This window comes from Peptoniphilus sp. SGI.035 (genome assembly GCF_050315115.1).
Lineage (GTDB): Bacteria > Bacillota > Clostridia > Tissierellales > Peptoniphilaceae > Peptoniphilus_A.
This window is the reverse complement of the sequence record NZ_JBNPOJ010000001.1, coordinates 1-20443: the sequence shown is the minus strand read 5'-3', so window position 1 is coordinate 20443 and position 20443 is coordinate 1. Positions and strand designations below refer to the sequence as shown.

General features: G+C 34.4%; 25 protein-coding genes. All 25 read left to right on the top strand.

Going from position 1 to position 20443, the window contains the following annotated elements:
* Positions 1-2: 2 nt before the first annotated feature.
* The 25 genes from ACQRC6_RS00125 (at position 3) to ACQRC6_RS00005 (ending at position 20366) form a co-directional block, all read left to right on the top strand.
* On the top strand, positions 3-1193 hold the full coding sequence (locus ACQRC6_RS00125; protein ID WP_427847196.1) for a phage major capsid protein: 1191 nt from the start codon (positions 3-5) through the stop codon (positions 1191-1193).
* 10 nt (positions 1194-1203) lie between these two features.
* Positions 1204-1476, top strand: coding sequence for a head-tail connector protein (locus ACQRC6_RS00120; RefSeq protein ID WP_233047279.1), 273 nt, complete (start codon positions 1204-1206; stop codon positions 1474-1476).
* Positions 1476-1808, top strand: coding sequence for a phage head closure protein (locus tag ACQRC6_RS00115; protein WP_427847195.1), 333 nt, complete (start codon positions 1476-1478; stop codon positions 1806-1808). Before ACQRC6_RS00120 ends, ACQRC6_RS00115 begins: the two co-directional genes overlap by 1 nt.
* Positions 1805-2194 (top strand): HK97 gp10 family phage protein, encoded by a 390-nt coding sequence (locus ACQRC6_RS00110; RefSeq protein WP_036755952.1) that lies wholly within the window; start codon positions 1805-1807, stop codon positions 2192-2194. The genes ACQRC6_RS00115 and ACQRC6_RS00110 overlap by 4 nt, the downstream gene beginning before the upstream one ends.
* 83 nt (positions 2195-2277) lie before the next feature.
* Positions 2278-2604 carry a hypothetical protein gene (locus ACQRC6_RS00105; protein WP_427847194.1) on the top strand — a complete coding sequence of 109 codons (327 nt, stop codon included), beginning with the start codon at positions 2278-2280 and terminating at the stop codon, positions 2602-2604.
* Entirely contained in the window at positions 2597-2776 is a 180-nt protein-coding gene (locus ACQRC6_RS00100; protein ID WP_019131815.1) for a hypothetical protein, read from the top strand. Before ACQRC6_RS00105 ends, ACQRC6_RS00100 begins: the two co-directional genes overlap by 8 nt.
* Positions 2766-3362: a major tail protein gene (locus ACQRC6_RS00095; RefSeq protein ID WP_427847193.1), complete on the top strand. Its 597-nt coding sequence runs from the start codon at positions 2766-2768 to the stop codon at positions 3360-3362. The genes ACQRC6_RS00100 and ACQRC6_RS00095 overlap by 11 nt, the downstream gene beginning before the upstream one ends.
* Before the next feature lie 2 nt (positions 3363-3364).
* A complete protein-coding gene (locus ACQRC6_RS00090; RefSeq protein ID WP_332086882.1) occupies positions 3365-3721 on the top strand; it encodes a hypothetical protein in 357 nt (118 codons plus the stop codon).
* Positions 3722-3738: 17 nt separating this feature from the next.
* Entirely contained in the window at positions 3739-3903 is a 165-nt protein-coding gene (locus ACQRC6_RS00085) for a hypothetical protein (RefSeq protein WP_004816339.1), read from the top strand.
* A 54-nt stretch (positions 3904-3957) separates the two neighbouring features.
* Positions 3958-4749 (top strand): CPBP family intramembrane glutamic endopeptidase, encoded by a 792-nt coding sequence (locus ACQRC6_RS00080; protein WP_176270223.1) that lies wholly within the window; start codon positions 3958-3960, stop codon positions 4747-4749.
* A gap of 85 nt (positions 4750-4834) precedes the next feature.
* Positions 4835-7900: a phage tail tape measure protein gene (locus ACQRC6_RS00075; RefSeq protein WP_427847192.1), complete on the top strand. Its 3066-nt coding sequence runs from the start codon at positions 4835-4837 to the stop codon at positions 7898-7900.
* A gap of 101 nt (positions 7901-8001) precedes the next feature.
* Positions 8002-8364: a hypothetical protein gene (locus tag ACQRC6_RS00070; protein WP_427847191.1), complete on the top strand. Its 363-nt coding sequence runs from the start codon at positions 8002-8004 to the stop codon at positions 8362-8364.
* Positions 8364-10238, top strand: coding sequence for a hypothetical protein (locus ACQRC6_RS00065; protein WP_427847190.1), 1875 nt, complete (start codon positions 8364-8366; stop codon positions 10236-10238). Before ACQRC6_RS00070 ends, ACQRC6_RS00065 begins: the two co-directional genes overlap by 1 nt.
* Positions 10225-11604, top strand: a complete 1380-nt coding sequence (locus tag ACQRC6_RS00060; RefSeq protein ID WP_427847189.1) for a hypothetical protein — start codon at positions 10225-10227, stop codon at positions 11602-11604. The genes ACQRC6_RS00065 and ACQRC6_RS00060 overlap by 14 nt, the downstream gene beginning before the upstream one ends.
* 1 nt (position 11605) lies before the next feature.
* Positions 11606-12007 carry a phage holin family protein gene (locus ACQRC6_RS00055; RefSeq protein WP_427847188.1) on the top strand — a complete coding sequence of 134 codons (402 nt, stop codon included), beginning with the start codon at positions 11606-11608 and terminating at the stop codon, positions 12005-12007.
* On the top strand, positions 12008-12817 hold the full coding sequence (locus tag ACQRC6_RS00050; protein ID WP_427847187.1) for an N-acetylmuramoyl-L-alanine amidase: 810 nt from the start codon (positions 12008-12010) through the stop codon (positions 12815-12817).
* A 207-nt stretch (positions 12818-13024) separates the two neighbouring features.
* On the top strand, positions 13025-13234 hold the full coding sequence (locus tag ACQRC6_RS00045) for an SHOCT domain-containing protein (protein ID WP_427847186.1): 210 nt from the start codon (positions 13025-13027) through the stop codon (positions 13232-13234).
* A gap of 59 nt (positions 13235-13293) precedes the next feature.
* Positions 13294-14856, top strand: a complete 1563-nt coding sequence (locus tag ACQRC6_RS00040) for a recombinase family protein (protein ID WP_427847185.1) — start codon at positions 13294-13296, stop codon at positions 14854-14856.
* Positions 14849-15265 (top strand): recombinase family protein, encoded by a 417-nt coding sequence (locus ACQRC6_RS00035; RefSeq protein ID WP_427847184.1) that lies wholly within the window; start codon positions 14849-14851, stop codon positions 15263-15265. The genes ACQRC6_RS00040 and ACQRC6_RS00035 overlap by 8 nt, the downstream gene beginning before the upstream one ends.
* Positions 15255-16823, top strand: coding sequence for a recombinase family protein (locus ACQRC6_RS00030; protein ID WP_427847183.1), 1569 nt, complete (start codon positions 15255-15257; stop codon positions 16821-16823). The genes ACQRC6_RS00035 and ACQRC6_RS00030 overlap by 11 nt, the downstream gene beginning before the upstream one ends.
* A 143-nt stretch (positions 16824-16966) precedes the next feature.
* Positions 16967-17212 carry a single-stranded DNA-binding protein gene (locus ACQRC6_RS00025; protein WP_000567889.1) on the top strand — a complete coding sequence of 82 codons (246 nt, stop codon included), beginning with the start codon at positions 16967-16969 and terminating at the stop codon, positions 17210-17212.
* Between the two features lie 102 nt (positions 17213-17314).
* The gene (locus tag ACQRC6_RS00020) at positions 17315-18184 is read left to right on the top strand and encodes a nucleotidyltransferase domain-containing protein (protein ID WP_427847182.1); all 870 of its coding nucleotides are present in this window, start codon (positions 17315-17317) and stop codon (positions 18182-18184) included.
* On the top strand, positions 18165-18899 hold the full coding sequence (locus ACQRC6_RS00015) for a class I SAM-dependent methyltransferase (RefSeq protein WP_000662263.1): 735 nt from the start codon (positions 18165-18167) through the stop codon (positions 18897-18899). The genes ACQRC6_RS00020 and ACQRC6_RS00015 overlap by 20 nt, the downstream gene beginning before the upstream one ends.
* A 32-nt stretch (positions 18900-18931) precedes the next feature.
* The gene (locus ACQRC6_RS00010; protein WP_002294505.1) at positions 18932-19795 is read left to right on the top strand and encodes an aminoglycoside nucleotidyltransferase ANT(6)-Ia; all 864 of its coding nucleotides are present in this window, start codon (positions 18932-18934) and stop codon (positions 19793-19795) included.
* Between the two features lie 43 nt (positions 19796-19838).
* The gene (locus tag ACQRC6_RS00005) at positions 19839-20366 is read left to right on the top strand and encodes a phosphoribosyltransferase family protein (RefSeq protein WP_002294507.1); all 528 of its coding nucleotides are present in this window, start codon (positions 19839-19841) and stop codon (positions 20364-20366) included.
* Positions 20367-20443 lie beyond the last annotated feature (77 nt).

The following is a 20443-nucleotide window of genomic DNA, read 5'->3' as shown; positions in this document are numbered from 1 at the left end:
GTATGAACTTAAAAGAACTAATGGAAAAGAGAACTAAAGCTTGGGATGAGGCAAAATCATTTGCTGAATCTAAGAAAGACGAAAATGGTCTAATGTCTGATGAAGATTTTAAAACATATGAAGAGATGGAAAGAAGTATCGAGAATTACACTCGTGAAATTGAAAGAAAGAAGAGGGAAGAAGAAATGGATAAAACTTTAGAAAAACCTACTACCCAAGCATTAACAAATGAACCTGCTACTTTTAATGAAGAAGAAAAACCAATGAGGGCAAGAAATGTCTATAAGAAGTCTATGATGAAAGCATTAAGAACTAACTTTAGAGATATTTCTAATGAATTAAAAGTAGGAACAGATGAGAGTGGTGGATATTTAGTTCCAGAAGAAATGGAAGTAGATATTGTTAATGGTCTTGAAGATGAAAATATTGTAAGAAAACTAGCTACAAAAGTTCAAACTTCAGGACTTCATAAAATCAACATTGCAGCTACAAAGCCAGCAGCCCTATGGGTTGAAGAAGGTGGTCAACTTACTTTTGGAGATGGAACATTCGACCAAGTATCACTTGATGCGCACAAACTTCATGTTGGAATTAAAGTTACTGAAGAACTTCTATATGATGCAGCCTTTAATTTAGAAAAATACATCACTGAAGAATTTACTAGAGCACTAGCAAATGCTGAAGAGGATGCCTTCTTAAATGGCGATGGAGTAAATAAACCTACAGGAATTTTTGACTCTAAAAAGGGTGGAGAACTTGGAGGAACAACAAAGGCTCAAACAATTACTGCAGATGAACTCATTGATTTAGTTTACTCTCTAGATAGACCATATAGAAAGAAAGCAGCCTTCATTTTAAATGATGCAACAGTTGCTCAAATTAGAAAGCTTAAGGATGTAAATGGTGCATATATTTGGCAACCATCACTTAAAGATGGAGAACCAGATAGACTTTTAGGATATCCTGCTTATACATCTGCCTTTGCTCCTAAAGCTGAAAAAGGAAAACTTGCAGTAGCCTTTGGCGATTTTTCGTACTACAAGATTGGAGATAGAGGAAATAGGTCATTCCAAGACTTAAAGGAATTATTTGCTGGTAATGGCATGGTAGGTTTCTTAGGTAAAGAAAGAGTAGATGGAATTTTAGTTTTAAGAGAAGCAGTTAAACTTTTAAAAATCGGTGCTACTGCATAAGGAGTAAATTATGATTACTCTTGAGGAGGCAAAGTCCTATTTAAGGGTGGATTTTGATGATGAGGATGAGATGATTGAATCTCTCATCCAATCATCGATAAAGCACTCCATGGATGTAGCAAGGGTTGATAGTGAAGAAGACCTTTCTAAAAATCCAAATGGAAAGATAGCCGTCCTATATATGACAGCTTATCTTTATGAACATAGAGAAGAGGCAGATTATTCTGAACTAAACTTAACTCTAAGGGCTTTATTATTTGGAATGAGAAAGGCTGAATTCTAATGAGGATATCAGATTTAAATAGAAAAATAACCTTTCAAAATAAAAATGTTGAGGTGGATGGAATTGGTAACCATAAATCAGTATGGACGGATTATCTAGAAACTTCAGCCTATATATCGTTTCAAGGTAAAGGTGAAGAAGTTTTTCTTGGGATGGAAGTAGACAGGTCAGATATTTCTTTTACTGTAAGATTTCAAAATAGGTTGAAGAATATTAATACTTCAGAGTATAGAATTCTATTTGATGATGAAAAGTACAATATCATCTCAATTGACTTTATGAACTACAAAAACAGACTTATAAAGTTTATGTGTAGGAAGGTGAGTAGATGAATGTAAAAATTGAAAACCTAGCCAGTGAAATAATGAAGGGCTTAGAAGAATATTCTGATATGGCAACAGATGAAGTCAAAAAGGAAGTCAAAAAAGCTGGCAGCAATATTAGAAAAGATATACAAGAAAATGCACCTGTAGGAGAAACAAAGAAATATTCTAAGTCTTGGTCTGTAAAAACTATGAAAGAAACTTCAAACTCAATAGAACTCGTAGTTCACTCAAGAAATAGATACCAACTGGCTCATCTACTTGAAAAAGGTCACGTTCTAAGACAGGGAGGAAGAGTTTCTGCTAAGCCTCATATTGGACCAGCTGAGGAGAAAGGAATCAGAGAATTGGAAGAAAATATAATGAGGAAATTACAAGATGCACCCTCCCGATGAAAGAATACTAAATCAAAGATTTCTATCTTTCTATCGTAGGGCACGAGAACATTTTTCCATGATTAGAATTTGGAGGAAGAAAAATGGATAGGTTATTAAAGATAATTGAAGATATAGGACTTCCATTTGCATACTCACACTTTGCTGAAGGAGAAAGTCCAGACCCACCATTTTTGGTTTATCTATTTCCAAAGAATAAACACTTTGGTGCAGATGGAGTAGTTTTCTATAAAAACACCCAGATAGACTTAGAACTATACACCGATAAAAAAGATTTAAAATTAGAAGAAAAGATAGAAGAGATACTTGATAGAGAAAAAATCTATTATGAAAAATCTGAAGTTTGGATTGCATCAGAAAGACTCTATGAAGTTTTATACGAGTTTACTATGGAGGTAAAAAATGGCTAATAAAGTTAAATTTAATATTTGTAATGTTAATGACCTAACCCCACGAGCCTTGCGAGTGGAAGGTAGGTCAGATGTCACGCAATCCAATTCTCTGCGACTGATAAGGAGCGAAGAGAATTGTGATGGAGCTGACTCACTACAATTTATGGGAGGTAACAATTATGGCAAATAAGGTAAAGTTTAATATTTGCAATGTGCATTATGCATTATTCGATAAAGCTGAAGAGGGCGTTATTAAATATAAGACACCAGTGCCAATGCCTGGTGCTGTTTCAATTTCATTAGATCCAAACGGGGAACCTGAAAGCTTTTATGCAGATGGAATTGAATACTACACTATTTCAAACAATATGGGATATGACGGAGATTTAGAAATTGCTCTTATTCCAGAATCCTTTAGGACTGATGTTTTGATGGAAAAATCAGATTCAAATAAAGTTCTAATTGAGTCTTCAAATTCTGAAACTGCAAACTTTGCACTGTTATTTGAGTTTGATGGAGACCAAAAGAAAATCCGCCACGTCATGTATAATTGCTCAGCAGCAAGACCTACCCTTGAAGGAGAAACCAACGAGGAATCAAGAGAAGTTCAACCAGAAACACTGTCTATTCAAGCAAGACCACTTCCAAATGGTAATGTAAAAGCTAGAACAGGAGAAGAGACTACAAAGGAAACTTATGATGGGTGGTACAAGTCAGTCTATATGCCAACAGAAACTACGGTAACACTTTCAAGAGCAAGTGTTGGAGGTAAATAAATATGGCATTAACGAAGAAAATTCAAATCGATGAGCAAGAAGTTGTTTTCCGTGCATCAGCAGCTATCCCAAGAATCTATAGGCTTAAATTTGGAAGAGATATCTTCAAAGACTTAATGAAACTTGAAAAATCCATGAAGAAAAATGATGAGGATAAGTCTAATCTTGACATAGGTTCACTAGAACTTTTTGAAAATATAGCCTATGTAATGGCTAAACATGGAGATAAATCTGTGCCAGATAGTCCAGAAGAATGGTTAGATAATTTCTCAACTTTTTCAATTTATCAAATTCTACCTCAGCTAATTGAATTATGGGGGCTTAACATAAAGTCGGAAGAAGTTCCTAAAAAAAAGTAAGACCAACAGAAAGACCAATGACTACACCCTTGTTTCTATTAAGGGCAGTAGAACTTGGTCTTTCTGTTTCTGATTTATCCCTACTAACAATTGGACTTGTAAATGATATGTTCACAGAAAAGAATAATGATGACTATAAATATAAGGAAGTAGCTACGCAAGAAGACTTTGATAAGTTTTAATCTACTTATGGTATAATTGTATAGTATTAAGATTAGAATTTACGGAGTGTGCTAATGAAAAAAGCTATATTAACAATTTCAAAAGTAATAATATTTTTTATTGTATGGGCAGTCTTGTCTACTGTGATAGATATTCCTGTCGAAAATCCTGTTATTTGGAGATTTATCGCTGAGTTAATTCCTTTAGTAGTTATAATTATATTAACTTGGCTTTTTATTAGAATTGAGAAACAAAAGTTAAGAATTCCAATTAATGATAATTCGCTAAGAGGTTTACTCATGGGGATATTTGTCGGTATTTTATGGCTTGGCTTCTCTGCTGGCTTGCTTATACTAACTAATTATTTGAAAATAACTGAAATAAATAATGTTCCTATGTTATGGATTTGGATAATATCAGCCTTTATAAATGTTATTATGCAAGAACTTCTTGTTAGAGGTTACATTTATCAACTTATAAAAAAAGAGTATAATTTGCCAGTTGCAATTGTTGTAACCACAGTCATATTTTCATTGTTGCATGGAGGTACTATTGAAGCAGGAATAATTCCTGTGTTGAATGTTGTAACAATGTGTTTATTCACTACATTCTTATATGAAGCTGAAGGTACTATTTTAGCTCCTACTATGAGCCATGCTATATGGAATATAATAGGTGGACTTATTTTGGGAGGGGTTAGATTAGCTGACGATTATCCAAGCTTGATTACAATGACACCTTCAAAAAATCAGATTTTATCTGGAGGAGATTGTATGATAGAAGGGAGTGTTATCGTTCTAATAACAAACATTATTCTAATGTTAATTTTTTATAAAAGGTATAAAAATAACACCAAGAAAGCGTGAACTTCATTTTAACTAAAAAATATATTTACAGCACTTACTAATTTGTAGGTGCTTTTTTGATGCCTAAAATTAAGGAGGTGAGATATTGGCAAATAGAATAAAAGGGATAACTGTTGAGATTGGTGGGGATACTACCAAACTTCAAACTGCATTAAAACAAGTTAATACGGAGATTAAACATACTCAATCGGAACTGCGTGATGTCAATAAACTTCTTAAACTTGATCCTGGAAATACAGAACTTATCTCCCAAAAGCATAAGCTATTAGGACAGACCTTAGAAGAAACAAAGAACAAATTAACATCTTTAAAAGAGGCACAAAAACAAGCTGAACAGGCTCTTGCAGAAGGTAGAATTTCACAAGAGCAATATGATGCTCTTAAACGAGAGATTATTGAAACAGAACAAGCCCTTAAATCTCTAGAAAGGCAAGGGGCAACCACAAATCAGACTCTTCAAAACATAGCTATTACTGGAGAAAAATGGCAAAACACAGGGCAAAATATAGAAAACGTGGGAAGAAAAATGATGCCAGTATCTCTTGCAGTAGCAGGTCTTGGAGTAGCAGCTGTAAAGACTGCATCAGATTTTGATTCTGGTATGTCAAAGGTAAAAGCAGTATCTGGTGCAACAGGGTCCGACTTTGATGCCCTAAGGGAAAAGGCTCGTGAAATGGGAGCCAAAACAAAGTTCTCAGCATCTGAAGCGGCAGAGGCTATGAACTACATGGCTATGGCTGGTTGGAAAAGTAAAGATATGATTAGTGGTATTGAAGGAGTCATGAACCTTGCTGCAGCTAGTGGTGAGGACTTAGCTACTACTTCAGATATCGTAACAGATGCCCTTACAGCCTTTGGTTTAAAAGCAGAAGATTCTTCTCACTTTGCTGATGTTCTTGCTGCTGCATCATCTAATGCCAATACCAATGTTTCATTAATGGGTGAAACCTTCAAATATGCTGCACCTATTGCTGGGACACTTGGCTATTCAGTTGAAGATACAGCAGTAGCTATAGGTTTAATGGCTAACGCAGGAATAAAAGGCTCACAAGCAGGGACAGCTTTAAGGTCTGGACTAACAAGACTCGCATCACCAACTAAAGAAGTTATTAATGGAATGTCCATGTTGGGATTATCTATTGAAGATGTACAGGGCCTTTCACTTGATGAAACTCTAAGCACCTTTAGAGTTGCCTTTGCCAATTTAGATGGAACTCAAAAAGCACAAGCAGCATCCATGATATTTGGTAAAAATGCCATGTCTGGAATGTTGGCAATCATAAATGCCAGTGAGAAAGACTACAATAGTTTGAGTGATGCAATCTATAATGCAGATGGAACAGCAGAAAAAATGGCTGCTACTATGCAGGATAACCTAGCTGGTCAATTAAAGATTTTACAATCTGCCTTAGAAGAATTAGCCATATCCTTTGGAGAACTTTTAATGCCTGCTGTTAGAAAATCAGTAGATATATTAACAAAACTGGTAAATGGACTTAATGCACTTCCAGGACCAGTAAAAGGTATTATTGCAGGTATCGGTCTTTTTATAGCTGCTCTTGGTCCAGTTCTTATGATTGTAGGAAAACTTATCTGGTCAATAGGAACTATTATGACCAAAGGACCTCTAATAGTAGGAGGAATAACTAAGATAGTTGGAATCTTTACAGGTACGCTTATACCAGCAATTACTGCAGTAGTATCAGCCATTGGGATTGTTCCTATTGCTATTGGTGCAGTAATAGCTGGTCTTGTTCTTTTATGGAAGAAGTGCGACTGGTTTAGAGAAGGGGTCATCTCCATATGGGAAACTATTAAGGAATCAACTGTTGCCATTTGGAATGGAATAAAAGAATTCTTCGTAAACCTATGGCAAGGGATATCTGATTCATGGACAAGTACCTGGACTGAAATCACAAGTTTTCTATCAGAATTCTGGTCTGGATTTATTGAAGGTGTTAAGACTACTTGGAAAGGCATCAAGGACTTCTTTGCCAACCTATGGAATGGACTTTCTGAAGGATGGAATACTATCTGGACATCTATAACTACCTTTCTAACTGAATCTTGGAATACCTTTATTGAGGGAGCAAAGAGTCTATGGCAAAGTTTAGGAGAATTCTTTACAAGCCTATGGACGGGAATTCAAACTACTTTTACTAATATATGGACAGCTATTTCAACTACAACTACAGAAGTATTTACAGCAGTTGGTGAGTTTATCAGGACTACTTGGGAAGGTATTAAGACTTTAATTTCAACAGTTCTTGATGCAATTAAAGTAAAAGTAGAGACTATTTGGAATGGACTAAAAGAGTTTTTAACAACAGTCATTACTGCAATTAGAGAATTTATTTCTACATCCTGGACCAATATAAAAACGACTGTTGAAACTATCTTGACTTCCATTAAGACAGTCCTTGAATCAATCTGGAATGGGATAAAGACCTTTATCTCATCAACAATGAATAATATTAAGACCTTTGTTTCATCTGCTTGGAATTCCATAAAGTCGACAATTTCCTCTGCAGTGAATACTGCAAAGTCAGCAGTATCTTCTGCATTTAATTCTATGAGATCAAGTATTTCATCGACCATGTCAAATATTCAGTCAACTATTAGAAATGGATTTAATAATGCGGTTAATCATATTAAGAATTTGGCATCTCAAGCTTATACATGGGGAGCCGATATGATTAACGGAATTGCAAGAGGGATTAGAAGTGCGATTAGCAATGTTACATCGGCTGTATCGAATGTAGCATCAACTATTAGGTCTTACCTGCACTTCTCTGTGCCAGATGTTGGGCCACTAACTGACTACGAATCATGGATGCCTGATTTTATGGAAGGTCTATCTAAGGGGATAGAAAAGAGCAGAAGACTAGTACAATCTTCAATGAAAAATGTCGCAAGTGATTTGGTTTTAAGCCCCAATATATCATCTCTAGGTATTGGGGGACACGATAAAGAACCTACTGTAAATGGAATTGATATAGGAAGACAAATATCCGATGCACTTGCAAACATAAATTTAAAATCGGAAAATTCTGGAGATATAGTTATACCAGTTTATCTTGGAGGCACACTCCTTGATGAAGTTATTGTTAATGCATCTATGCGTAAGAATTTAAGGAGTGGAGGTAGATAATGACCTAACTCAAAATCTGTGATTTTGTTGGTAGGTCAGATGCAGTCTCACCCCATGAACAAGGAGCAAAGCGACGCAGTGAATGGAGGTGTAGTCGTATAATGAAATATCAATCATATTTAATTATTGAAGGAGTAGACCTACCTCTACCAAATTCTTATGATTTGGAGTTTAGAGACATAGAGGCAGATACTGGAGGAGAAACAGAGGCAGGTACAATTCAGAGGGATATTGTTAGAAATAAAGTAGCGAGTATTTCTGTAAGTTTTTCTTGTAGTCCTAAACTTGTGAAGATATTGAGTGGTCTTGCTAACAAGTCTAATCTTAAAGTTAAATTCTTAGATACAGAAACGTTGGAACTCAAAGAGACACAAATGTATATGGACAAGTTTCAAGTCAAATTAATAAAAGATACTTCTTATAAGGGATTGTGGGAAGTATCTTTTTCATTGGAGGAGTACTGATGTATCCAACAAGCAATGAATATAAAATAGTTATAAAAAAGAACTCTCGTAAATTTTACTGGACGGGAAATATCATCTTAAAAGATGAAACAATCATTCAATTTACAAATAATGACATTTTAAAAGGATCTGGATACATTCATCGTTCATGCTCTGGATCTTCTGAACTTGAAATAGGTACGGTTTATGCTGGAGAATTTGGAATTAGTCTTTTTTCAAATATAGATAGGTATTCTTTAGAGGACTCAAAGCTAGAACTTTTTTACCATCAAGAATTAGAAAATGAAAAGATAGAAACTATACCAATGGGAATTTTTGATGTTACTGAGGCGAATAGGTCTAAGAAAATTTTAGAACTAAAAGGTTATGACTATATGCTTAGATTTGATAAGAATTTCCCAGTAACAGATACCTTTGGCACAGCCTTTGAATTACTAAGTCTTTCATGTGAGAAGTGTAAGGTAGAACTAGGTATGACAGAAGATGAGGTGAAAGCTTTTGTTAATGGTGAAGAAGTTTTGGCAATTTATCAAGATCATGATATAGAAACTTACAGGGACTTTATTCACTATATAGCATCGACTCTTGGTGCTTTTGCTGGGGTTTCACGTGATGGTAAGTTGGTTTTAAAGAAGTATGCAGAAAGCATATCAACTGAAATTAAAACAAGAGAAAGATTTTCTTCATCAATATCAGATTTTAAGACAAGATATACAGCTATTAACTCAACGAATGCAAAGACTAAAATAGCTGAATACTATTCTTTAGAAAATGATGATGGCTTAACTATGAATCTTGGAATAAATCCACTTATGCAATTAGGGCTTCCAGAAAAAAGAAAAAGAATGTGTGAGGTTCTTCTTACTGAAATTTGTAAGATTCATCACACACCTTTTGACATGGTAACAATAGGAGACCCCAGCCTTGATGTAGGAGATAGGATAGCTATTTCTTACGAAGAAGAAAAAATTGAAGGGCTTATTACTGACATTGAATATAAGATAAATGGAAAGCACAGGATTTTAGGAGTTGGGAAAAACCCCTATTTATCTAAGGCTAAAAGTAAGAATGATAAAAATATAGTTGGACTTTTAAATCAGATTGAATCTGAAAAATTAGTAGTTCATGCCTACTCCAATTATACTGCCTTTAATCTTTCTACTACAGACACACCAATAATTCGTATAGAATTTGCCTCCAATAAAGAAACGGAGGCTCTTTTTAATGCTTCTATACTGTTAAACATAATTTGTGATACTGAGGAAAAGCCTAGGAAGATTTTCAGAAAAGTGAAAAGACAAGTTGAAGTTTTAACTGAAGAAGGAAAGTCTTATGACCCACCAAAGTTTGAAGATAAGGAAGAAATAGAAGAACTTGAGTTTATAGAAAGTGTAGAGATACCAACAAGAGTAGTTATAAATTACGTATTTAACGATACAAGGATTGAACACCACATTCCAAAAGAGACTTACTTAAGTGGAGCTCATATTCTAAATCTATTCTATCCATTAACTAAGTTGCAGGAAAATACCATGAACACCTTCTCTGTACTTATAAGATTAGAAACAGGGCAAGCTATGATAGGTAAAGATAATGCAATAGCTGCCATAAGTGGACAGTCGTTAGGATCAACGGAAAGCTGGGATGGAAAGCTAAAGATTGATGAATCTTGGAAGAAGATAAAACTTGAGCACTCATTTTTACTTAGAAAGCTTGGAGAAGAATATGTGGTAGAAAGGCAAGTTCCAAAGCCGATTATGTTTAATGAGAAGGTTGCAAGATTTAAATATGAGGGTCTCAAGTTAGGAAACTTAAATGAAGAATTAAGTTATGAATTAAAAGAAGAGGAGGAAGAAACAAATGCTGAAGGGTAAATCAATCATCGAACTAACTGATGTGAGGACAAATAAGAAGGAGGTTTATGAAGAAGAAAACCTAATAACAAATGCTGTACCGGATTTGCTAAGACTTAATCCAATGGGGTTAATGTATCCCATAGGAGAATCTAGAATAACAGAATATGATAAAGAGATATTTCCAATAGCAAAAAAATGCTATGGAGGAATTTTACTTTTTGAAGACAAGCTGTTAGAAGATCCAGACAAAATATTTGCTCCATCGGATAATCAAATCATTGGTTTTGCATCAAATGATGTCAATCAGACAGATGCTCTAAAAAGAGGATCAGCCAATTTAACAGAAACGACCCAACTTGAAAATGGTCATAAGTTTGTTTGGGATTTTTCTACATCTCAAGCTAATGGGAGGATATTATCTTTAGCCCTCACACACTATAGGGGAGGTAAATACTTTTACGGAGATACTCATGGGAAAGATCCTTTTATTTTACTAAACAGGACTTATTTTTATAATAACCGAGAATTATCAGACAGCTTTAACGGTTGTGTTGAGATGGATTTAGAAAATAATTCATTAGTATCAATTTGGCCTATAGATGAAAAATCTATAGAGCTGATTAAATTGAAAGTGCCTTTTACAAGTATTGGTTTAGATGATTCTATTAATGGTAAAGCTAACTATACAGAAGAGAAAATTATTATTGATGTATCAGAATTTTTTAGTCAATGCTATGAATGGTATGAAACTTGTTTTTATGATGGTGAGGATGGATATTGGTACGGCTTTGGAACTAAAAGAGAAAAGTTAGTAAGAATAAAGATTAATAAGGATGATTATTCTACTAAAACTGATGTATGGTCTTTAAATAGTATACGTCTGCCTACTTTAGGAAGGTACAACAAAAAAACAAGTAGTTACTGTCATCGTTATAGCTATTGTTGCATTAAAAATGGATACCTTTATGTAATTGGCCAATATTCTACAGATAAAGTATATAAAATTAACATAAATAATCCTGTAGATATTTCAATAATAGAATTGGGAAAAAAAGTTGATATTAGTAGATATTCGGGAGAATACAACTATTTATATAATTGGGGTGATTATATTCTAGGATTTGATTTTGCTATAGATAAAAACGATCAAGTTATAGTGAAGGATGACCCTAGTTATGATGGTAAATTACCAAAATATTTAATGACGGAAGTAAAAACTATAGGTCCATTAGCTATAGGATTTGGTGGATATGAAGAAAAATTTTATAAGCTATTGTATCTACACACCCCATATCTAGGAACAATAAATAACCTATCAAGCCCAATATTAAAAACTGCAGATAAGACAATGAAAATAACGTATACATTAACAGAGGAGGAATAAAATGAATAAGTTTTTAGAGATATTAAAAGTATGCTTTACAGCTATTGGTGGTTGCCTAGGATTTTATCTTGGAAGTGTAGATGCTTTTATTTACACACTACTTGCTTTTGTAATAGCTGACTATTTGACAGGGGTTTTAAGAGCAGGGGTCGAAAGAAAGTTATCCTCTTCCATAGGATTTAAAGGGATAGCAAAAAAGATAATGATTTTTATAGTAGTAGGGATAGCAAATCTATGTGATGTAAATTTAATTAAAGGTGATGGAACAATGATAAGAACAGCCATCATCTTTTTTTATATAGCAAATGAAGGGCTTTCTATTTTAGAAAATTCTGTAGCTTTAGGATTGCCAGTACCAGAAAAATTAAAAAGAGTATTAGAACAATTCAAGGAGGAAAAATAAATGAGTAATAGTCCATTAGTACAAGCAAGAATTCTTTCACCAAACCATAGTGGAAGAAGAAATCAAAAGATTACTAAAATAGCAATCCACCATGCAGCAGGAGTTATAAATGGTAGAAATCTTGCTGGAGTATTTGTACCAAGGTCAAGACGTGCATCAGCTAACTATAACTTAGGATCCGATGGAGTCATTGTTTTAGGAGTAGATGAATCTAACAGACCATGGACAACCTCATCTTCTTGGTGTGACAATAGAGCAGTCACAATTGAAGTAGGAAACTCTACGAGAGGACCTCAGTGGTTAGTTTCTGATTACGTTTTAAATAGACTAATTGATTTAGTTGCAGATATCTGTAGGAGAAATGGAATCTATCCTTGTACCTATACTGGAGGTAAGGATGGTGTACTTCAAAAGCATGAATGGTATTCTAATACAAATTGTCCTGGACCATACCTTGGCAGTAAGTTCCCATATATCGCAAGAGAAGTCAATAAAAGACTAAGAGGAAATAATACTATTAGTAAATCAATAGGTGGACTATATAGAGTTAGAAAATACTGGTCTGATGTTAAAAGCCAGAAGGGGGCATTTAAGAATTTAGATAATGCCAAAAGATGCGCCGATAGATTTAGATTAAAGGTATTTGATGCTAATGGTAAGATAGTATATCCAGTTGGGAAGACAATCGATGAGTTAGCAAAAGAGGTTATAAGTGGAAAATGGGGGAATGGAGCAGAAAGAAAAAGAAGGTTAACTCAAGCTGGATATGATTATAAAGTGGTTCAGAAGAGAGTAAATCAGCTAATTTAATAAAATGATTGTGGCTTAATGGATTTTTAAATTAGAAATCTATTAAGCCTTTTTTATTTTACCATCCTATTTCAGTATTTCTTATGGCATATATTAAGACCTTAATATTACTCAAAAACACACCCTATGTCCTAAGGAATATAGGGGAAAGTAAAACAAGGTTAAAAATAGCCTTAATTTCTTTGCCTGTGATATAGGAGGTGGAGTATGAGAGTAGAGAAGTTTGAAGGTGAAAAAAAAGTTATAAAAACTGAATACACTGATATGGATTTAAAAGCAGAGCTTAATTTCTATCTATCCGATAAATTCATTCAAGACCTATTTCTTTTAGATGAAATCAGTCTTGAAGAATATAGGAAAATTAGGAGAGAAAACATTAAAAAATTCAGACCTATTCTTTCAGAATTAATGCTATAAGACTTGATAAATACTCATTTGTACGGGAATATAGCACTAAGAGAAAGAGAGGTGAGACGATGAAAAAGATAACAAAAATAGAAGCAAATCAAAAAGAAGAATCTACATTAAGAGTCGCTGCTTATGCAAGAGTATCGACAGATGAGGAAGCTCAGCTTGTGAGTCTTAAAACGCAAAAAGCACACTACGAAAAGACGATAGCAGAGAACAATTCATATACTTTTGCAGGCCTATACTTTGACGAAGGCATTACTGGAACAAAGAAAGAATGTAGAGACGGACTTCTAAAAATGCTAAAAGACTGTGAAGACAGAAAAATAGACTTTATACTAACAAAATCCATCTCAAGGCTTGCAAGAAACACGACAGATTGTTTGGAAATTGTAAGAAGGCTACTTGATTTAAACATTGGCATCTATTTTGAAAAAGAAAACATTGATACCAGGACAATGGAAAGTGAGTTGATGTTATCCATACTTTCATCTCTTGCAGAAAGTGAGTCCAGGTCTATATCAGAAAATAACAAATGGTCCATAAAGAAAAGATTTCAAAATGGAACTTTTATCATATCAAGCCCACCTTATGGCTATGAGAATATAGATGGAAAGATGGTAGTGAATGAAGAAGAAGGAAAAATAATTAAAGAAATATTTGAACAATATCTTTCAGGTATGGGAACGCATAAAATAGCAGATGACTTAAATAAGAGAAAGATTAATGGACAAAAAGGAGCAAGCTGGCATGGTTCGACTATAAACGGCATCTTAAAAAATGAAAAATATACAGGGGATGTCATATACCAAAAGACCTATACAGACGATGGCTATAAGAGACACAAGAATAAGGGAGAAGAAGACCAATATAAGATAATAGATAACCATGAAGCCATAGTAAGTAGAGAGGACTTTGAGAAAGTACAAGAATTAATAAGACTTAGAGCCATAGCAAAAGGAAATGGGAAAAACACTAAAAGATATCAAAATAGATATAGTCTATCGGGGAAAATCAAGTGTGGCGAGTGCGGTTCAAACTTTAAGAGAAGACATCACTATAATGGCAAAGATAAATATATAGCTTGGACTTGTAGTGAACACCTAAAAGATATTAATAAATGTTCTATGAAGTTTATTAAAGACAAGGACTTAAAACTAGCTTTTGTAACTTTAATAAACAAGCTAATCTTTGGAAAAGATAGTATCATTACACCACTTTTGAAATCATTAAAGGGTGTGGACAGCAAGGGAGAAGTTGTGAAGATAAATAAAATAGAAGAAGGCTTAGAAAAACTAAAGGAAAGAAAAGAGGTTCTAAATAAACTAATAACCTCAGGTGTTTTAGATGCAAGCATTTACGCAAAAGAAAGCAGTGAAATTTCAAGTGAAGAAAGTTATCTACTCAAAGAAAAGGAAAGAAGTAAAAAAGCCATCCTTGGAAATGATGAAGAAATAAGAGAACTTGAAAAACTAATAGGAATCTTAGATAAAAGTAAAACGTTAGATCACTTTGACGGTGACTTGTTTGAAGAAATCATTGACCATATTCAGGTTGTTAATAGAGAAACCCTGGATTTTCATTTAAGGTGTGGACTTGTACTTAGAGAGGAAGTGAAAAAGGATGTCTAGGTTATGCTATGGCTATACCATAAGAGACGGAAGATTAGAAGTTCAAGAAACAGAAGCTGAAAATATAAGAAAAATCTTTAAAAATTATCTTGCTGGCAATGCCCTTATAAAGTCGGCAGACCTTGCAGGCGTGAAGAAAAACAGCTCAAGTGTTAAAAGAATCCTAACCAATAAAAAGTATTTAGGAAATGACATCTATCCCAAGATAATAGATAGAGAAAGTTTTGAGAAGGCAGGTCAAATGTTAAAAGAAAGGGCAGTGGCCATGGGACGAGTTTGGGAAAAGGAAGAGAAAATTATTAAAGTTCCTTGTAAGTTTAGGAATAAAGAGGAAGGAGTTCTACCAATAGATCCCTTTGAACGAGCAAGCTATCAGTTTAAGTTAATCGAGGTGATAGATGATGAATAGCAAGGTCATAGTCATACCAGCTAGAAAGAAAAAAGGAAATTCCATCAAGGGATCAGAAAAGAAAAAACTAAGAGTAGCTGCCTATGCAAGAGTGTCAACAGACAGCGATGAACAAGCAACTTCTTATGACACTCAAGTAGACCACTACACAAACTATATTAAGAAAAATCCAGATTGGGAATTTGCTGGAGTGTTTTCTGATGAAGGGGTTAGTGGAACCTATACCAAGAAAAGAGACGGCTTTAACAAAATGATTGAAGAAGCCATGGAAGGAAATATCGACTACATCATTACTAAATCCATTTCAAGGTTTGCTAGAAACACACTAGACTGCTTAAAATATATTCGTAAACTTAAAGAAAACAACATCCCAGTTTACTTTGAAAAAGAAAACATCAACACCATGGATGCCAAGGGAGAAGTCCTCCTTACCATTATGGCATCCCTTGCACAACAAGAGAGCCAGTCATTATCGCAAAATGTAAAGTTAGGCTTTCAATATAGATTTCAACAAGGTCAAGTCCAAGTAAACCATAAGCGTTTCCTTGGTTACACCAAGGATGAAAACAAGCAACTAGTGATTGACCCAGAGGGTGCGGAGGTTGTTAAACGGATTTTCAGAGAATACCTTGAGGGAGCCAGCCTATTACAGATAGCAAGAGGACTAGAAGCGGACGGAATTCTAACAGCGGCAGGGAAATCAAAATGGAGACCAGAAACACTGAAAAAAATATTGCAAAATGAAAAGTACATCGGAGATGCCCTTCTACAAAAAACATATACAATTGATTTCCTTTCTAAAAAGCGAGTTAAAAATAACGGAATCGTTCCCCAGTATTATGTAGAAAACAGCCATGAGCCTATTATTCCACGCGAGCTTTTTATGCAGGTTCAAGAAGAGATGGTTCGAAGAGCGAATCTCCGAGGAGGTAAAGGCGGTAAAAAGAGAGTCTATAGTAGTAAGTATGCTTTATCAAGTATTGTTTACTGTGGGCAATGCGGTGATATTTACCGACGAGTACATTGGAATAACCGAGGTTACAAGTCTATTGTTTGGAGATGTGTTAGTCGTTTAGAGGAAAAAGGCTCTGAATGTACGGCACCTACCATAAACGAGGAAACATTACAGGCAGCAGTGGTTAAGGCTATTAACGAACTTTTGACTAAAAAAGAGCCCTTCCTCTCAACGTTACAGAAAAACATAGCTACCGTCCTTAATGAAGAAAATGATAATACCACCGATGATATTGATAGAAAATTGGAAGAGTTACAACAACAGCTCCTTATACAAGCAAAGTCCAAGGATGACTATGAAGATGTGGCTGATGAAATTTACCGCCTTCGAGAATTGAAGCAAAATGCACTTGCAGAGAATGCAGAGCGTGAAGGAAAAAGGCAACGAATCGCTGAAATGACTGATTTCTTAAATGAACAATCCTGCGAGTTGGAGGAATATGATGAGCAATTAGTAAGGCGGCTTATTGAAAAAGTTACGGTATTTGATGATAAGCTCACTGTTGAATTTAAATCAGGTGTTGAAATAGATATTGAGATATAGGATATCAGAAATGGCGACCAATTGAGAGGTGTTACTTCCTTGATTGGTGGCTTTTCTTATTTACGGATTGACTTTGACTGTGAATATACGTATAATAATATCAACAATGTTGTTGATATTATTATTAATAAGGAGTGGACAACATGATTGATGTAAATGAGCTATTGGAAGAAGCTATTAGAGAAACTGAAAATCTAAATGATGGCGAAGTTTTTCTTGTTAAAGATTTATTCAAGGGATATGTGTGGAATAGGATACCCAGAAAGGATCGACTTCTGCTTGGAACGTTATTTTTAAACCATGTTAGCAAAATGAATGGTAATTTAAAGGCTATTGAAAAGACTTCATCTAATCAGCAGAGGTATAAAAAGACAATTGATAAGTTTTAACTATCTTTTGTGAAATTAAAAAAATTATAAATATGTTGAGTAGAAGCAAAAGATTTGGCTTGGAATTTTTACAGCAGTGAATCGATAAAAGGAGCATGCTTGATGGTAGATAATATTATTAAATCAGTAGCAGAGAAATTATCCTCTCTGTCTTATATAGAAGGCATCGTATTAGGGGGTTCCCGTGCAAGAGGCACACATACAGAGGATTCTGATATAGATATCGGAATCTATTACAAATCAGAATCATTTGACATTAAAGCGATTAATCAAATTGCTACAGAGTTGGATGATGAGAATAGAAATAACCTTGTTGTACCTCCCGGAGCGTGGGGTGATTGGATTAATGGCGGCGGATGGTTAGTTATAAATGGGTATCATGTTGACTTGATTTTACGTGATATAAAACGGGTGGAACAAATAATCAAAGATACGGAGCAAGGAATTGTTACTACTAATTATCAGACGGGGCATCCCCATGGATATATAAGTGCTATGTATCGTGGAGAATTGGCGATCAGCAAGATACTATATACTAAGAATGAAAGCTTATGCGAATTAAAAAAACAGGCAGAAACTTATCCCAATGCTTTGCAGAAAAGTTTAGTTAACTTTTTTATGTTTGAAGCAGGGTTCTCTTTAATGTTTGTAAAAGCAAATTCGGGAACAGACGATAAATATTATATTGCGGGTCATGTTTTTCGTATTATTTCATGCTTAAATCAAGTACTATTTGCATGTAATAATGCTTATTGTATCAACGAAAAGAAAGCTATAAAACTGCTTGAAACTTTTGAACATAAACCTGAAAAATATACCGAGAAGGTAAATCATATTTTTGAAGTACTCGGTATCTCACTTTTTGAATGCTACGACATGACCGAGAAGCTTTATAATGAAGTGAATGAAATTGTATCGGAGATAAATAACTTTTTAAACGAGGAGAGTTCAGATGAAAGAAAACAAATATGATGATAATATATTTTTTCAAAAATACAGTCAAATGAGTCGCTCGCAGAAAGGACTGGCTGGTGCGGGAGAATGGGAGACTTTGAAAAAGATGCTACCTGATTTTAAGGGTAAGCGTGTGCTTGATTTAGGATGCGGCTATGGATGGCACTGTATATATGCGATGGAAAACGGTGCTTCCTCTGTAGTAGGTGTTGATATTTCTCATAAAATGCTCGAAGTAGCAAAAGGAAAAACCCATTTTCCACAGATTGAATATGAATGCTGTGCCATAGAAGATGTGGATTTCCCAGAGGAGAGCTTTGATGTAATACTAAGTTCGCTTGCGTTTCATTATGTAGCAGACTATGAGAATTTAATAAAAAAGATATATAGGATGCTGAAGGCTGGTGGCAATTTAGTTTTTACAGTTGAACATCCTGTTTTTACTGCTCATGGAACACAAGACTGGTATTATAACGAAAAAGGAGAAATACTGCATTTCCCGGTGGACAATTATTATTATGAGGGCAAACGGACAGCTATGTTTTTGGAAGAAAAGGTTACAAAATATCATAGAACACTGACCACATATCTAAATACACTGCTTTCAAATAGTTTTATAATAAATCAGATTGTGGAGCCACAGCCGCCAGAGAACATGATGGATATTCCGGGGATGGCGGATGAAATGCGACGCCCAATGATGCTGATTGTATCGGCAAAAAAGAAGATGTAATAATATAGAAAAAATAAACGAGGAGTATGTAAATGAGATCAGAAAAAGAAATGATGGATTTAGTACTTTCTTTAGCAGAACAGGATGAACGTATTCGAATTGTGACCCTTGAGGGGTCACGCGCAAATATTAATATACCTAAAGATGAATTTCAGGATTATGATATTACATATTTTGTAAGTGATATAGAACCGTTTATATCTAATGATGACTGGCTTAATCAATTTGGGAATATAATAATGATGCAAAAGCCGGAGGATATGGAATTATTCCCACCTGAAGAAAAGGGATTTTCCTATCTTATGCTATTTGATGATTACAATAAAATTGATCTTACCTTATTGCCCTTGGAAGAGTTAGATAATTACCTAAAGGGCGATAAATTAATAAAGGTTCTAATTGATAAAGATTGTAGAATTAAAAGGGACATAGTTCCGACTGATATAGATTATCATGTAAGAAAGCCAAGCGCAAGGGAGTATGATGATTGCTGCAATGAATTTTGGAATGTAACACCTTATGTTATTAAAGGATTGTGCCGCAAAGAGATACTGTTTGCAATCGATCATCTGAACCAGATTCTACGGTTTGAACTACTTAGGATGATGTCGTGGAAGGTTGGGATAAAGACAGAATTTTCATTAAGTGTTGGGAAAAATTATAAGTATATTAACAAATACATTGATGAAGATCTATGGAATAGATTATTATCTACATATCGCATGGATTCCTATGAAAATATTTGGAAGTCATTATTTATATGCCACCAATTGTTCAGGGAAGTGTCCAAAGAGGTAGCAGAACTACTGGGGTTTGATTATCCAGAGTATGGTAAGAACATAACAAGATATACCGAGGACATGTATAAAAAATATGTTGAAAATGACTATTTTTAAAGATTAGCAAAGATTATTAACCATAAGCAAGGGGTGTAAATGTATGGAAAGTACTGATGTTATAAATGAAATTAGAGGTATATTACCTCGTAACTCAATTGGAAAATATGATTTACTAACTATTTTTACACATAAAACCGTTTTTGATAAAATTGTAAAAGTACTATCATTGGATTTTCAAAATAAAGTAGATTATGTGGCTGCCCCAGAAGCAATTGGATGGATACTAGGCACTGCCATAGCCAAAGAACTTGGAGTGGGGTTTATTGGAGTAAGAAAAGGTGATAAGCTGCCATACGCAAAAGAAGAGATTATTTCGACACATTTTACCGACTATTCAGGTCAAGATAAAAGCTTTGAAATATCTAAGAGTTCTATTGTGAGGAACAAAAGAGTTTTGATTGTAGATGATTGGATAGAGACAGGTTCTCAAATGAAGGCTTTAATAGCTTTGTTAGAGAAATTGGATTGCAGCATTATTGGGTTGGCTACTATTGGGATTGATATAAATGAGGTTACTCAAAAATGGATAGACAGCAGTTTTGTAGCTTATATTGGCTCAAACATATAATAAACCGAAAGAAAATCTTGAATCAAAATTTTGGATGGCGTTAATTTACAATACAACGAAAGATGTTTACTCTTTTT

Excerpts from the sequence above, each read along its gene's own strand:
- ACQRC6_RS00125 (WP_427847196.1), top strand. The coding sequence starts at position 3 with ATGAACTTAAAAGAACTAATGGAAAAGAGAACTAAAGCTTGGGATGAG.
- ACQRC6_RS00120 (WP_233047279.1), top strand. The coding sequence starts at position 1,204 with ATGATTACTCTTGAGGAGGCAAAGTCCTATTTAAGGGTGGATTTTGAT.
- ACQRC6_RS00115 (WP_427847195.1), top strand. The coding sequence starts at position 1,476 with ATGAGGATATCAGATTTAAATAGAAAAATAACCTTTCAAAATAAAAAT.
- ACQRC6_RS00110 (WP_036755952.1), top strand. The coding sequence starts at position 1,805 with ATGAATGTAAAAATTGAAAACCTAGCCAGTGAAATAATGAAGGGCTTA.
- ACQRC6_RS00105 (WP_427847194.1), top strand. The coding sequence starts at position 2,278 with ATGGATAGGTTATTAAAGATAATTGAAGATATAGGACTTCCATTTGCA.
- ACQRC6_RS00100 (WP_019131815.1), top strand. The coding sequence starts at position 2,597 with ATGGCTAATAAAGTTAAATTTAATATTTGTAATGTTAATGACCTAACC.
- ACQRC6_RS00095 (WP_427847193.1), top strand. The coding sequence starts at position 2,766 with ATGGCAAATAAGGTAAAGTTTAATATTTGCAATGTGCATTATGCATTA.
- ACQRC6_RS00090 (WP_332086882.1), top strand. The coding sequence starts at position 3,365 with ATGGCATTAACGAAGAAAATTCAAATCGATGAGCAAGAAGTTGTTTTC.
- ACQRC6_RS00085 (WP_004816339.1), top strand. The coding sequence starts at position 3,739 with ATGACTACACCCTTGTTTCTATTAAGGGCAGTAGAACTTGGTCTTTCT.
- ACQRC6_RS00080 (WP_176270223.1), top strand. The coding sequence starts at position 3,958 with ATGAAAAAAGCTATATTAACAATTTCAAAAGTAATAATATTTTTTATT.
- ACQRC6_RS00070 (WP_427847191.1), top strand. The coding sequence starts at position 8,002 with ATGAAATATCAATCATATTTAATTATTGAAGGAGTAGACCTACCTCTA.
- ACQRC6_RS00065 (WP_427847190.1), top strand. The coding sequence starts at position 8,364 with ATGTATCCAACAAGCAATGAATATAAAATAGTTATAAAAAAGAACTCT.
- ACQRC6_RS00060 (WP_427847189.1), top strand. The coding sequence starts at position 10,225 with ATGCTGAAGGGTAAATCAATCATCGAACTAACTGATGTGAGGACAAAT.
- ACQRC6_RS00055 (WP_427847188.1), top strand. The coding sequence starts at position 11,606 with ATGAATAAGTTTTTAGAGATATTAAAAGTATGCTTTACAGCTATTGGT.
- ACQRC6_RS00050 (WP_427847187.1), top strand. The coding sequence starts at position 12,008 with ATGAGTAATAGTCCATTAGTACAAGCAAGAATTCTTTCACCAAACCAT.
- ACQRC6_RS00045 (WP_427847186.1), top strand. The coding sequence starts at position 13,025 with ATGAGAGTAGAGAAGTTTGAAGGTGAAAAAAAAGTTATAAAAACTGAA.
- ACQRC6_RS00040 (WP_427847185.1), top strand. The coding sequence starts at position 13,294 with ATGAAAAAGATAACAAAAATAGAAGCAAATCAAAAAGAAGAATCTACA.
- ACQRC6_RS00035 (WP_427847184.1), top strand. The coding sequence starts at position 14,849 with ATGTCTAGGTTATGCTATGGCTATACCATAAGAGACGGAAGATTAGAA.
- ACQRC6_RS00030 (WP_427847183.1), top strand. The coding sequence starts at position 15,255 with ATGATGAATAGCAAGGTCATAGTCATACCAGCTAGAAAGAAAAAAGGA.
- ACQRC6_RS00025 (WP_000567889.1), top strand. The coding sequence starts at position 16,967 with ATGATTGATGTAAATGAGCTATTGGAAGAAGCTATTAGAGAAACTGAA.
- ACQRC6_RS00020 (WP_427847182.1), top strand. The coding sequence starts at position 17,315 with ATGGTAGATAATATTATTAAATCAGTAGCAGAGAAATTATCCTCTCTG.
- ACQRC6_RS00015 (WP_000662263.1), top strand. The coding sequence starts at position 18,165 with ATGAAAGAAAACAAATATGATGATAATATATTTTTTCAAAAATACAGT.
- ACQRC6_RS00010 (WP_002294505.1), top strand. The coding sequence starts at position 18,932 with ATGAGATCAGAAAAAGAAATGATGGATTTAGTACTTTCTTTAGCAGAA.
- ACQRC6_RS00005 (WP_002294507.1), top strand. The coding sequence starts at position 19,839 with ATGGAAAGTACTGATGTTATAAATGAAATTAGAGGTATATTACCTCGT.